At 68.9% G+C, this 12,729-nt stretch carries 11 protein-coding genes and 2 pseudogenes; 3 read left to right on the plus strand and 10 right to left on the minus strand.

Features of this window, described 5'->3' with window-relative positions:
* Nucleotides 1-107: 107 nt before the first annotated feature.
* The 4 genes and pseudogenes from IH50_RS0132295 to IH50_RS0132310 all read right to left on the minus strand — a co-directional run.
* Entirely contained in the window at nucleotides 108-977 is an 870-nt protein-coding gene (locus tag IH50_RS0132295) for a DUF317 domain-containing protein (RefSeq protein ID WP_051767528.1), read from the minus strand.
* Between the two features lie 66 nt (nucleotides 978-1,043).
* Entirely contained in the window at nucleotides 1,044-2,162 is a 1,119-nt protein-coding gene (locus IH50_RS0132300; RefSeq protein ID WP_030870429.1) for a DnaB-like helicase N-terminal domain-containing protein, read from the minus strand.
* Nucleotides 2,162-3,433, minus strand: coding sequence for a DNA cytosine methyltransferase (locus IH50_RS0132305; protein ID WP_030870432.1), 1,272 nt, complete (start codon nucleotides 3,431-3,433; stop codon nucleotides 2,162-2,164). The genes IH50_RS0132300 and IH50_RS0132305 overlap by 1 nt, the downstream gene beginning before the upstream one ends.
* Nucleotides 3,430-3,768 (minus strand): annotated as a pseudogene (locus IH50_RS0132310) (hypothetical protein); the annotation flags it as partial. The pseudogene IH50_RS0132310 and the gene IH50_RS0132305, both read right to left, overlap by 4 nt.
* Before the next feature lie 278 nt (nucleotides 3,769-4,046).
* On the opposite strand from IH50_RS0132310, the gene istA reads away from it, so the two are divergent.
* Genes istA through IH50_RS40295 form a run of 3 tightly spaced genes read left to right on the plus strand, consistent with a single transcriptional unit; the run spans nucleotide 4,047 to nucleotide 6,705 of the window.
* Nucleotides 4,047-5,303 carry an IS21 family transposase gene (istA, locus tag IH50_RS0132315; RefSeq protein WP_030870439.1) on the plus strand — a complete coding sequence of 419 codons (1,257 nt, stop codon included), beginning with the start codon at nucleotides 4,047-4,049 and terminating at the stop codon, nucleotides 5,301-5,303.
* Complete coding sequence (gene istB, locus IH50_RS0132320; protein ID WP_030870441.1) at nucleotides 5,304-6,158, plus strand: IS21-like element helper ATPase IstB; 855 nt, start codon at nucleotides 5,304-5,306, stop codon at nucleotides 6,156-6,158.
* A gap of 10 nt (nucleotides 6,159-6,168) precedes the next feature.
* A complete protein-coding gene (locus IH50_RS40295) occupies nucleotides 6,169-6,705 on the plus strand; it encodes an NUDIX domain-containing protein (RefSeq protein WP_078914178.1) in 537 nt (178 codons plus the stop codon).
* On the opposite strand, the gene IH50_RS38125 is transcribed toward IH50_RS40295, so the two are convergent.
* The 6 genes and pseudogenes from IH50_RS38125 to IH50_RS41275 all read right to left on the minus strand — a co-directional run bounded on the left by IH50_RS38125 (nucleotide 6,623) and on the right by IH50_RS41275 (nucleotide 12,650).
* Nucleotides 6,623-8,836: a tyrosine-type recombinase/integrase gene (locus tag IH50_RS38125; RefSeq protein ID WP_078914170.1), complete on the minus strand. Its 2,214-nt coding sequence runs from the start codon at nucleotides 8,834-8,836 to the stop codon at nucleotides 6,623-6,625. The genes IH50_RS40295 and IH50_RS38125 overlap by 83 nt on opposite strands.
* Entirely contained in the window at nucleotides 8,833-9,876 is a 1,044-nt protein-coding gene (locus IH50_RS39175; protein ID WP_030870449.1) for a tyrosine-type recombinase/integrase, read from the minus strand. Before IH50_RS39175 ends, IH50_RS38125 begins: the two co-directional genes overlap by 4 nt.
* 34 nt (nucleotides 9,877-9,910) lie before the next feature.
* Nucleotides 9,911-10,498: pseudogene (locus tag IH50_RS42855) on the minus strand (hypothetical protein); the annotation flags it as partial.
* 236 nt (nucleotides 10,499-10,734) lie between these two features.
* On the minus strand, nucleotides 10,735-11,196 hold the full coding sequence (locus IH50_RS38130; protein ID WP_051767530.1) for a DUF317 domain-containing protein: 462 nt from the start codon (nucleotides 11,194-11,196) through the stop codon (nucleotides 10,735-10,737).
* A gap of 165 nt (nucleotides 11,197-11,361) precedes the next feature.
* Nucleotides 11,362-12,117: a hypothetical protein gene (locus IH50_RS0132350; protein ID WP_030870451.1), complete on the minus strand. Its 756-nt coding sequence runs from the start codon at nucleotides 12,115-12,117 to the stop codon at nucleotides 11,362-11,364.
* Nucleotides 12,114-12,650, minus strand: coding sequence for a hypothetical protein (locus IH50_RS41275; RefSeq protein WP_107062204.1), 537 nt, complete (start codon nucleotides 12,648-12,650; stop codon nucleotides 12,114-12,116). The genes IH50_RS0132350 and IH50_RS41275 overlap by 4 nt, the downstream gene beginning before the upstream one ends.
* Between the last annotated feature and the right edge of the window lie 79 nt (nucleotides 12,651-12,729).

Genomic DNA, 12,729 nt, shown 5'->3' on the forward strand with positions numbered 1-12,729 from the left:
GGGCAATGGCTCGCACGGATGGGGGCGAACCGGTTCATGGGGGCCGATTCGAGGGGAGCAGGCGTGATCGTGAGATGTGTCTGCCGACGTGTCGGCACCGGTCAGTGTCAGCGGCGGGGGCTCGGTCGCGTTTCGGGAAGGACTGGGGCGACGGCGGGCGGTGCGCTGGCGAGCCGGGGGCGCTGACAGCGTGTCCCGATGCCGTGGGCGAGTTCCTCGGTGAGGTCGGCGATCAACGAGACAGGCGTATGGGCGGAGGCGTTCACGGCCCAGGCGGGCCGGTCGATGCCGGGGCCGGCCCACAGGGTCCAGGTGGAGAGGGTGCCAGCGGTCTGCCGGGCGGCGAAGGCGTCGAACTGGACTCCCGCGTCACCCTGGGTAGTCTCCCAGCGGATCCACCGTCCGTCCACGGTGTTCTGCCAGCCGGCGTCGGTGAGGGCGCAGGTGGCCTGGGCGATGGCCCTCCCGGTAGCAAGGTCGCCGATGGCGAAATCCCAGACCTCTCCCTCGGCGAGACGGTCCAACAGAGTCTGGAGTACGGGGGCTGGAGTGGTACCGGTCATGGTGAGGTGCCACAGGCGGTCGGAGACGGGCGTCTCGTACGCGGCCACGGTCCAGGCGTTGTCGCGGGGATGGGCCTCGTGCACGCGCTCGATGCGCAAGGTCTGCGACTCGTGGATGGCGTGGGTTGTATCGTCCGACCAGGTCCGCCACTTCTCGAACTCGCCGTGTGCGTCGAGGAAGGCGTCGAGGAGGGCGTCGTGGTCGCCGGTATCGGCCAGGTAGACGGGGACGGTCTCCGGCTCCTGGCCGGGAGATCCGGGCTTCGCTGCGCCGAGGTCCAAGGTGGCGCGGGCTTCGACGGCGGAGCGCTCGGTATCAACGCGGGCCTGGGCGCCGGCCAGGACGGCGGTCACGGCGCTGGGATGGGTGGGGTGGGTATCGAGGCGGACGTGGGCGTCGATGGAGTCAGTCACGTGGAGGTGTCGTCTCTTCTGCCGGTGGCCGGGCCTTCGGGTCCGGCCACCGGCGTATGCGGGGTCTTATCGGGGTGCGCGCGTGGCGCGGGCGGTGTGCGCGGCCGTGGTGGTCGGCGGACCGGCACGGGTGGTGGGCGCGGGCCGCGGTCGTGGGGTGGGGACCGCTCCGGTGGCGTGCTGCCAGCGGGTACGAACGGCGGCGACGTCGGCGAGGGACCGGCGGGCGCCGACGACGAGTTGGAACGGGGTGTTCGCCGGATCCGCGGTGTACGCCTCGATACGCCGGCCGGTGTGCTCGGCCGTGGCAAGGAGGGAACGCCGCAGGGCGCGCTCGCCCCAGTGCTCGACGGAACCGGCCGGTTCGGCCAGCAGGCGGAGTACCTCGGCCGGTTCATGGCCGTCGTCCAACAGACCGCGCTGTTGTGCCTCCCACAGGACGGTGACGGGGTCAACGGGCTCGCGGCGGCGAGCCAGGGCGGTCAGGCACTGCCACAGGCCGGCGTGCAAGGGCAAGGCAAGGTCGTCGGGAAGCAACCACCGGACGGCGTCGATGTCGGCGGGGTAGGCCGTGGCGGTGGCGAGCAGCAGCTGCTCCTCCTCGATGGCTTCCGTATGGTCGGGCGCGGCGGGCGGCGGCGGTGCCGTGGTCCGGGGCAGCGCGCCGGCGCGTGGAGGGAAGCGGTTCGCGATGTCGTCCACGACCGCGGCGAGCGCGTCGGCCTCGGCAAGCGCCGTCTGGACGGGGTGCGGGAGGGAGCGGTCGTGGACGGTTTGAATGAGGTGCTCGGCGGCCGTGTGCAGGCGGCGGCGGGCGTGTTCCGCCTCGACCATCCGGGCGTAGGCAGGGGCGTGGCTGGGCCAGGGGCAGACCTGGACGAGGGTGTGCAGGTAGGAGGCGGTCAGTCCGCGTGCCTGCTCGCGTCCTGTGGCGAGCACGTGGTCGAGCCACTTGGTGTTCTTGGCGTGCTCGGCGGGGTCGGGCGGTGGCAGGGTGCTGATCGCGGCGTACAGGGCGGCGTGCGCGGCGGTGGAGAACGAGTCGGCGGTGATGCCGCTCACGTCGTCCAGGCGGTGCGGGTCGAGGAGCAGGGCCCCGAGGAGGGCCTGCTCGACGTGGAACACCGGCTGGGGCGGTGCGAGGGCGTCGAGGTCGTCTTCGTCTGGTTCGGGGGCGTGGGGCATCAGGCGGCGAGGGTGAAGTTGTTGGGGTCGAGGGTGACGCCGAGGTGCGGGGCAAGGAGGTGGCCGGCGAGCAGCGGGGGCACGGCGTTGCCGATCTGGGAGAACTGCTGGCCCTTGTTACCGGCCCAGGGGTAGTCGGCGGGGAAGGTCTGCAGGAGGCCGGCCTCGCGAGCGGTGATCCGGATCGGCTCGGGAACGGCCGGCGTATCGGTGTCCGTGGCCGAGGGTGTGCCGGGTTCTGCGATCCAGGTGCACTCGTTCGCGCGGTGCCCGAAGAACAGCGTGCCTGCCGGCTCGGACAGTGGACGGACGGTGGCGTTGGCCTGGTTGTTGCTGCGCAGGGACCAGGACCAGCGGTGGGCTTCGGCGGTGAACGTGGGCGCCGGAGCGTCGGCGGCACGGTTGTCGCGGGTGCCGTGCCAGGCCGTCCATCCGGCGCCTTCGCGGCGGGACTGCAGGACCACTCTGTCCGGCCGGGGCATCCAGGTGCCGCGCTCCCGGGCGTTGGACAGCGTCTTGCGGGAGCCCGACGGGAACGGTTCGGGGCCGCCGCCGGGCCCGCCGCCTGCGCAGACGGTGGGGACGGGCCGGTCGGTCGCGCCCCATCCCAGGGCTTCGGCCATGCTGACCCAGCGGGCGCGGCCGGGGCCGAACAGCGATTCCGGCTCGGCGAGCTGGGCGTGTGTGGGCGTGGGCGGCTGCGCCGTGCGGACGCGGGAGGCCAGGAGGATCGCTCGCTTCCTGGTCTGCGGGACGCCGAAGTCGGCGGCGTTGAGGATTCCGTACCAGACGGAGAACCCCCACCCGCGCAGGACGGCCGCGTACTGCTTCCACAAGGGCAGCACGTCCGGTACTTCCTCCATGGCGACCCAGTCGGGCTCGCCGACCGTGTTCAGCGCGTACAGGTAGCGCATCGGTTCGGCGGCGAGAAGGGAGCGCTCGTCACGGCAGGCGGCGAGGAGGCGTTCGCGGGTGTCGCGCCCGGCGGCCAGGTCCTCGACCGCCGCGTGTACCAGCGGCTGGTCGAGAAGGCCGAGGCGCTTGCCGGCCATGCTCCACGCCTGACACGGTGGCGAGGCGATCACGCCGCGGGTGCGGCCGATGAACGGCCAGGTCGGGTACCTCGCCACGTCGCACCGGATGGTCAACTGACCGGCCGCAGCCCGGGTCTTGCACGCCCATTGATCCCATTCCAGCCCGATGTCGCGCACGCCCAGGATGTGCAGTGCTCTGCTCCAGCCGCCCGGCCCCGCGAAGAGGTCGAGTATCACGTGGCCAGCCCGAAGTCGTCCTGCGTCAGCGCGTCGGCGTCGCCGCGGCACGCCCAGGGCGAGCAGCCGTCCTCGACACCCTTCTCCAGCACGTCGGCCTCGTCCGCGCTGATCCGCAGGGCGGCCCGCTCGGCAGCCGTGACGTGATCGATGGGGGCTTCGCTGAGCGGGACGCGGGAGCGGTGCAGGAACGCCTCGCCGAGCAGCCTGCTGCCGGTGGCGTTGGCGCGGGCATTGCCCTGCCGGATGGCCGCGTCGAATTCGACGACGTCCGCCCACTCGGACGGAGAGGTGTTCCTGATGTGCCGCCATTGCGCATTTCCGTGGAACGGGCAAGTTATTGAGAATTGAGACAGGGTCGTGATCCTTCGCTCGGTGGCGTGAGGTCGGTGTGAGGGGCCGCTGGCTGTGTGACGGTCCGGTCATTCCGGGCGGGTGTCAGTGGTGCCTGCGATCGTGTGCGGCGTGGATGAACTCGTGGAATGTGTTGACGCGCAGGACCGTGTGCTGTCGGCGACGGTCGAACTCTGACCCTTTGACGGCGTGTCAATACTGACCCACTTGTGGATTTTCATCTCATTCTGACCTTGCTGATCAAGGTCAGGAGGGAAGGGTGATCCTCGTGGAAGACTGGGCAGAGATCCGCCGTCTGCACCGGGCGGAACAGATGCCGATCCGTGCGATCGCACGACATCTCGGTATCTCGAAGAACACCGTGAAGCGAGCCCTGGCCAACGACCGGCCGCCGAAGTACGAGCGGCCGGCGAAGGGCTCGGCGGTCGACGCGGTGGAGGTGCAGATCCGCGAGTTGCTGCGGGAGACACCGACGATGCCCGCGACGGTGATCGCCGAGCGGATCGGCTGGGAACGCGGGATGACGGTGTTGAAGGACCGGATCCGTGAGCTTCGCCCGGCCTATCTGCCGGTCGATCCGGTCTCCCGGACGAACTACCGGCCCGGCGAGCTGGCCCAGTGCGACCTGTGGTTTCCCGACGCCCAGATCCCGCTGGGCTATGGGCAGACCGGCCGGCCGCCGGTGCTGGTGATGGTCTCGGGCTATTCGCGGGTGATCGCCGCACGGATGCTTCCCTCCAGGAGGACGGGCGACCTGATCGACGGCCACTGGCGGCTGCTGTCGCAGTGGGACGCCGTCCCCAAGACGCTGGTCTGGGACAACGAGGCCGGCATCGGCCGCGGCCGTCCGACGTCCGAGTTCGCTGCGTTCGCGGGCCTGCTCGCCACCAAGATCTACTTGTGCCGGCCGCGGGATCCGGAGGCGAAAGGGCTGGTGGAGCGGGCCAACGGCTATCTGGAGACGTCGTTCCTGCCGGGCCGGCACTTCAGCGGTCCGGACGACTTCAACACCCAGCTCGATGCCTGGCTCAAGGTCGCCAACCGGCGCGTTCACCGCACCCTGGGCGCCCGTCCGGCCGACCGGTGGGAAGCCGACCGGGCCGGGATGCTCACCCTGCCCGCGGTCGACCCGCCGACCTGGTGGCGGTTTTCCACCCGCCTCGGCCGGGACCACTATGTCCGCGTCGACACCTGCGACTACTCCGTCGACCCCGCCGCCGTCGGCCACCACGTCACCGTGCTGACCGACAACGACCAGGTCATCGTCCTGACCACCGGCGGCGAGATCGTCGCCCAGCACGTCCGCTGCTGGGCCCGCCACCAGACCATCACCGATCCCGAACACGCCGAGGCAGGAGCGATGATGCGCCACCAAGCCCGCCGCCGGCCCACGGGTCACATCCAGGCCGTCGGCTGCGGCGGCGGCCCGATGGTCGAAGTCGAACAACGCGAGCTCGACACCTATGACCGCCTGTTCACCGTCATCGACGGCGGCGCCGACAAGGAGGCCATCTAAATGCCCCCGGCCGCCACCACCGCAGACGGCGAGGCCGCCCTCGCCCAGCCCGTCGACAAGGCCCCGGCCGCCGGCCGCCGCACCAGCCAGCAGACCAACTCCGAGCTGGCCTTCCTGGCCCGGGCACTGAAGGCACCGGCCCTGCTGGACGCCGCCGACCGGCTCGCCGAACGGGCCCGCAAGGAGTCCTGGACGCATGCCGAATACCTCGTCGCCTGTCTCCAGCGGGAGGTCTCCGCCCGGGAGTCCCACGGCGGTGAAGCACGAGTACGCGCCGCCCGCTTCCCCGCGATCAAGACGCTCGAGGAACTCGACGTCGCCCATCTGCGCGGCCTGACGCGCGAGCAGCTGGCCCACCTGGGCACCCTGGACTTCATCGACGGCAAGGAGAACGTCCTCTTCCTCGGCCCGCCCGGCACCGGCAAGACGCACCTGGCCATCGGCCTGGGAGTCCGCGCCTGTCAGGCCGGCCACCGCGTCGCCTTCGCCACCGCCGCCGAATGGGTCGACCGCCTCGCCGCCGCCCACCAGGCCGGCAACCTCGCCACCGAGCTCACCCGCCTCGGCCGCTATCCGCTGATCATCGTGGACGAGGTCGGCTACATCCCCTTCGAATCGGAGGCCGCGAACCTGTTCTTCCAACTGATCTCGAACCGCTACGAACGCGCGTCCGTGATCGTCACCAGCAACAAACCCTTCGGGCGCTGGGGAGAGGTCTTCGGCGACGAGACCGTGGCCGCCGCCATGATCGACCGCCTCGTCCACCACGCCGAGGTCCACCCCCTCAAAGGCGACTCCTACCGCATGCGCGGCCGTGAACTCGGACGCGTCCCCACCGACAAAGACAACGACTGAACCACCACAACTGGGTCCATTTTCAACCGCCCAAAGTGGGTCACGATTCACCCGACGCCGACATGTGCTGGGGGTAGTCAGTCGGCGGGACGCTGTTCGGGAGGGTTGGCTGCACCGGGTTGGCGTGGTGGTGTGCCGCGATAGGCAGGGCCGTTTTCTCGTCCATCGGCGGGCTGAGCACCTGTCCCGTTTCCCAGGGCACTACGAATTCGGGGTCGGGGGTGCTGCGGGAGTCGGTGAGTCCTATGAGCAGGCAGCTGCTCGCGAGGTCGGTGAGGAGATGGGAGTGCGGGCGACAGCGCGCCTTCGGTTCAAGTTCCTCAACAGGGGCGGGCTCAGCCCTCATTGGCTTGCGGTCTGTGACGCCGTGCTTCCGGAGATCGTCGCCCCTGATCCGGAAGAGGTGGCTTGGCACGGGTGGCTGACTGAGTCCGAGCTGCGGCGGGCTCTGCAGCAGTGGACCTTCACTCCTGATAGCCAGGCGGTTTTCGATCGATATCTCGCTTGTCGTGCGGATCCGGCTTCTGCGCCGGAACGGTGCTCATGAGTTGGGTCAGGGGGACGAAGCCGTCGGTGGTCCCGAGTTCACGTGGCGTGGGGCCGCCTGGGGTCGGTGTGTCCGCGAGACGCTCGGCGAGAGCGGTGACCGCTTCGCGGTCTCCTTCGAGGGCTTCCCGTTCGTCATCGGTCAGGTCCAGGCGCTCGAGCATCTGGTCGATGCCGTCCTTGACGGCCAGGAGTTTCCCCTGCGAGGACTGCTTGGGGACGTAGAAGGGGCAGCGTGCGCAGGCCAACCGGTGTGGGCACTTGGCGAAGAAGTCGTAGCTGCAGTAGCCCTCGCCCAGGTCGTAGTACTTCCAGGGCTGTTCGCCGCCGGCGGCGGCTCCGGTGAGGATGGACTCGCGGTCGATGAGGACCTGGATGGTGCGGACGTTGCGGGCGAAGTAGTCGGCCTTCTTGTAGGCCGCGGTGAGGGTGCGCTGCAGGATCGCCGCGTAGTAGCGGGTGCTGGCTGGATGTTTGTGGCCGAGCCATTGCTGCAGGTCGTTGAGGGTTAGTGGCTCGCGGGCGTTGAGGAGTTGGGTGGCGATGGTGGCGCGGGCCCGGTGACTGGTCAGGGCGCCGCGGGAGTCGGTCTGCGGGACGCCGGACTTGCGGCAGAGAGCCGGGAGAATGTTGTGGTTGAGGTAGTCCTTTCCGACGAGCTGGCCCCGGTGGCAGAACAGGTGCTGCCGCTTCTCGCCGGTCTTGCGATCGGCCAAGTCGGGCTGCGGTGGCCGGACGAGTTTCCAGGCGTCGATGAGCTGGCCGACGACGGGGTCGACCGGCTTGTTGAACGGCCGGGACGTCTTGTTCTGCGGGATGTGCAGCAGACAGATGGTGAAGGGCTCTCCGCTGGTGTTGTCGGTGCCCTCGTCCCAGGTGACGCAGTCCAGTTCGAGGCGGCGGATCTCGTCGACACGGCAGCCGCCGAACAGCCAGACCGCCACCATGGCCCGGACCATCTCGACCGGGTAGTAGGTCGCCTTCCAACCGGCCTTTCGGGCTCGACCAGAGCCGTAGGGCATGAGGTCCTCGGCGTTTAGCGTGAGCCCGGCGGCCATGAGCTTGGCCCATGATGCGTCGTCGATGTTCCTGGGGTTCGGCCCCATCTGGGCGCGCAGGGAGAGCGGCATGCTCATCACGCGGCGCGGGTCGAACCGGGGCTTGATCCACTCCCATTCGATGAGGTCGCAGAAGAACCCACGTATGCTGTCGATCCGTGCTGCCCGTCCGCCTGCGGAGATGGGCTGACCGAAGCGGCTGCGGTTGCGGTTGTGGCCGGCCCACTGACCAACAGTGGCCTTCATGGTGTCGGCGATGTACTCGGCCGCCATATCCCGGGTCCACTGATCCGGCGAGATGACGTCCGGGTGCTTCTCCGCTGCCCAGCGTCCGCCGATGAGGATGACGGAGAACATCGAACGGATGGTGCCGGGCTCGTGGGTGGAGAACTTCCGCCAGCGCAGGGCCCACTCGGCCCACTCGGGTGGAACGGTGGAGAGCATGTCGGAGCGGGGCCCGGCCTTGTCCTCGTTGGCGTGCAGCGGGGCCGGGAGGATGCCCTTGTCCGCGAGCACCCGCGAGATCTTGATCAGCCCGCGACGCCGACTGGTCAGACCGGCCGCCTTGTAGTCGTCGACGAGTCGGCGTACGAGGTCGTCGGTGAGGTCTTCCAGGCGGGGGCTGCCCGCGCTGAGGAGGGCGTCGAGGACCGCATTGCCGACCTGCCATTCCAGCAGATGAGGGGAGGTCTGCCAGGAACTCAGGACCTGTTCGATCTCGTCCAGCGCGGGCTGGGTGGCGCCGGGGCCGAAGACCAGGTCGGCGAGCCTGCGGAGCTGATTGATCCCGGCCGTGTGGTGCAAGCGGTGATGCCCACCGAGCAGGTGACCGAGAGCCGCGATGTGCAGACGGGCGGGGCCGGCGGTGAGGGATATCTCAGCCCAGGCGGCCTCGTCCCATGAACGGTAGGAGAGGCCGCGGACACGTACCTCGTCAAGGATGCGGTTGCGTGCGGCGCGGGCGGTCTTGGGGGACCAGGCCCGGACTGCCTCGTCGACCGGCCGCATCAGCTCCAGCAGAGCCTCGCGCGGCATCGCGTCGCCAGCGGCGTTGTTGGGATCGGTCGTGGTCATCGCTCCTCCAGCAGTGCGGCGAGCAGTCGCTCACGGTCGGCTTGGATGGTGGTGTTCGTGCGGTGGAAGCGGGCGGCCAGTTCGCGGCCGGACAGGTGGATGTAGCGCATAGTGGTGGCGAGATCGCGGTGGCCGGCGTACTGGGCGATCTGGTCGATGGTCCAGTCGGCGCGGGCCAGGTCGGTCAGCCGCAGATGTCGAAGGGTGTGGGTGGACAACCGGGCAGCTCCAGCTTTGCGGGCGATGCGTTCGACGGTCTTCGACCAGATCGAAGGACCCAGTGGGGCGCCGTAGTTGCGGTTCGAGACGGAGCGGAACAGCGGTCCGTCGATCCGACCGAACATCGTGCGACGCTCGGCGAGGTAGGCCACGAACAGCTGGGACGAGGTGGTGCCGAAGGCTACTTCCCGGGCTCGCTGGGATTTGGTGGTCTCTGCCCGAAGGTGGATCAGCCGGTGTGCGGGTTCGAAGTCCTCGACGTCGAGTTGGACGAGTTCTTCGCGGCGTAGTGCACCGTCGTAGGCGAGCGTGACCATCAGCCGGTTGCGCAGTGGTTCCTCGCCCGAGGCGGTCAAGATCCGTTGCCAGATCTCCTCGTTGGGGATCCAAGGGGCCTGTTCGACGCGTCGTACGAGGCCCTGGCGGGGTCTGCGACCACCACGGCTCGCCTGCCCTCGCCGTACCGGGTTCTGTTCACGCAGCCCGTCTTCCACCAGGTACTCGTAGAAGGATCGGACAGCCACCAGGCGCTGTTGGATGGTCGCGTTCGCAAGTCCGGCATCGGACCGTCGTGGCCCCTTCGCAGGACGCCGGAGGGGCCGATCCAGCATGTCCCTGATCCAGGCTGCGACGGTGTCCGCGCGGGCAAGTAATGGATCCGTGCCGTGCACGGCGCAGAACCGCAGGTGATCCTCGACCGCCCGTCCGTACGCGTCGATTGTGTTGGGGGCCCGGCCGATGTTCGCCGTGAACTGCAGCCACCGGTGAGCCAGTTGATGCTCTGCGACAGTGGGGAACTTGCCCCACGGGATCGGGGCCATGGCTGCAGCCTAGACCTGTCCGATTCCACATAAGGCATCCCAGGCAACTCGACTTCGGTGTATCGGCGAGACCGAGCGAAGTCAGGTAGCGCACGCAGTCGGCCCTGCTCCAGGACATGTCCAGAAGGGGATGTCGGTTACGCATGTACTTGACGTCCGCGTCCTTCGCGCGATGGAATTCATCCGTGGAGATTCCTACCCACTGCTCGACGAAAACACCCTTCGGAATGCGTGCCGGGTAGGGGGAACCGAGCAGTTCGCGCACCTTCTGTTTAATCGGCTTCACCTTATACTCGCCCGTGCACTGCCGCCGAGTCATTCCAGGTCGCCCGTCCTGATTGAGGATGTGCAGCGGCATGGAGGCGAATCGGTGATCCGGGTTCAGAGCGTCGTCGCGGATATTGCCGGCCGACACGCGAAGTACGGGTATCCCGGCGGGTGCGGCTATCTCCTCTTCCAGTCGGTCAAGGTGCGCATAAACCGCTTCGGGTTCCCAGCCGGTGTCGGCGAAAATCGCGTAGTCGACCTTAGGAAGAATTCCCTCGGCTGACAGGGAGAGGAGAGTGCTGGACTGAACTCCCGCGCCGAGGGAGAGAGCGCGAAATCGAGGCTGATTTGAAATGGCTTGTCCTGGGTGTAGGGAAAGGGAGGGTGTGCTCGCATCGCTGCTGTCGCGTCAGCGGCAGGGGGATTCCGGCCGGCCGCGGGATACGGCGTCGCACAGGGCGGGGATGCGGTCGAGGAGGTCGGCGGCCGACTCGATGAACTGCTGCGGTGTAGGTCCGATTAGGACGACCCGCCGTGATGTGGCGGCGGCCTGGCGGCGCTGATTCTCCACGCCGCGGGCAAGGGCAGCGGTCAGTTCGGCGACGGCGTCCTGGGCGGCCTTGGCGATCTGCGCGACGTGTTGTCCTCGCGGTGCCAGTGATTCAGGTAGGCGATCTGCGCGAGGGGGGCGGTGGTGAGCGGAATGCGTTCGATGCGCTGGTCGTCGCCGAGCAGCTGGGGCAGAGCCTGGGTGACGGCGACGATGAACTCGATCGGGGGCTGCCTGGTGAACCGGGCTTCCCAGTACGGCTCGTGGTTCGGGATGGACCACCAGTGGCCGCGGGTGTGACGGGAGTTGAAGGTCACGAACAGGCTGCCGTCGGGGCTGCTGACGCAGATGCCGCTCGCGCGATCGTGCTCGCTCGGCCAGCCGAAGAGGTGGATCAGCGGGCCGATCGCGTCGGCGAGCCGGTCGACGCCCGCTCCCGCCAGATAGCGCGGGGGGCCAGGACGCGGGCCTGCGGTTCGAAGGGCGTCACCGCAGGGCTCCATGTACCGCAGGCGGCGTGGGGGTGACTTCCGCGAGCGCCGTCGCCAGGGCTTGTGGAGGAAACATCTCGGGCGTGTGCGTGCACGGCTTGGAACTGGCGTCACAGGGAGCAGCGGTGTTCTGCGGGGCGTGCGAGGTCATGGGCTGGCGTGGCTCCAGTGGATCAGTCAACGGCCGCGGGTCGCCGTAGTCGCAGCGGCGGGTGCGGAAGCAGGTGTCGTGCCGGGCGCCCTGCGGACGGGCGGGCTGCTGATGGCGGTGGCCAGGGCGGTGGTACCGGCGGGGGTGAGACGGACACGGTCTTGGAGCGGGCCGCCCACGTACGCGGAGGGTGCGGATTTCGGGACGCGTTCCGCGAGCCCGTGTGCCTCCAGCGCCCGGAGTGTGCCGATGACCACGCGCTCGTCGCGGTAGTGGACGTACTGCCGTCCCATGGAGCTGGTGGCCACGACGTTTCCGCAGGCGATTTCCCACAGGGCGGTGTGGTGCGCGGCGGTCAGGCTGTGGTCTGGATCGTCGCTCGCGGTCCACCCGCGGCGTCGGATCTCGTGGGCGAGGGTGTCGGCGCAGCCCATCGCCGCTTCGGGCGCCAGGGCGGTCAGGGTGCGTGCCATCGGTAGCTGCTGGTCCGCGGAGGCACTGCTCAAGAAGGCGAGCTGCTGGAGGCGGACCACTGCGTTGGATAGGTCGTGGCTCTGGAAGAGGCGTTCGTCAGTGACCGCTTTGAGGGCGGTGCGGGTAGCGGAGGCGAGTCGCTGAGCGGAGGTGACGTGGGCGTCGGGCTCGGGTCGGGAACTGGCCCGCAGGAGACGGTCGAGCATGTCGTTGTGCTGCACGTACTGGTCTGCGAGCAACAGCAGCCGTTCAACCGGCGTCGGAGGGGCGGCCACGTCGAACAGGAGGCCCTCGGGCGGTGTCGTCATACGCGGCGCCGGATAGCGGGGACCGGTGAGGAGGGGGCCTGCTGCGGGCTGTGCTGCTGGGCGGCGGAGATGAGCTGCTGGTCCTCAGCCCGCTGCGAGAATGAGGCGAGGCGGCGGGAGAGCCGTCGTGCCACGGCACGATAGGTGGTGGACGCTCGCTGCATCTCGGCCCCGGCACGGCGGAGTTGATCACGGCTGGTCGCGGGAGTGGAGTCGGCGTCCTCGTACAGCAGGATTTCGGTGCGGTGGTGGATGGCGAGGTTACACAGTGTGGCGGCGAGTGAGATCTGGGCGCAGGCGCCGGCGAGGTGCGCCAGGTTGTCGGCGCCGTCTTTCATCGCGGGATACTGGCTGACTGACAGGTCGTGGACCTGCCGCGTGCACTTCATCGCGAGGTCGTGCACCTGCAAGCTCAGGGGGGCGATTTCTCGGAAGGGCTTGGCGATCTCGCCTTCCCGGATCCGTGTTGTCTCCGCGGACAACTGCTCCAGGGTGGGGGCCACCTCGCCGAGAAGGCGGGTGTGTTCGGTCAAGTCGACGGTGTGCAGAGCAACTCCGGGGGCGTGCGCAGTACGGGAAGAATGATGGTGGTTGGTCCGTCACCGTGCATGA

The organism is Streptomyces sp. NRRL S-37 (assembly GCF_000721605.1).
GTDB lineage: Bacteria > Actinomycetota > Actinomycetes > Streptomycetales > Streptomycetaceae > Streptomyces.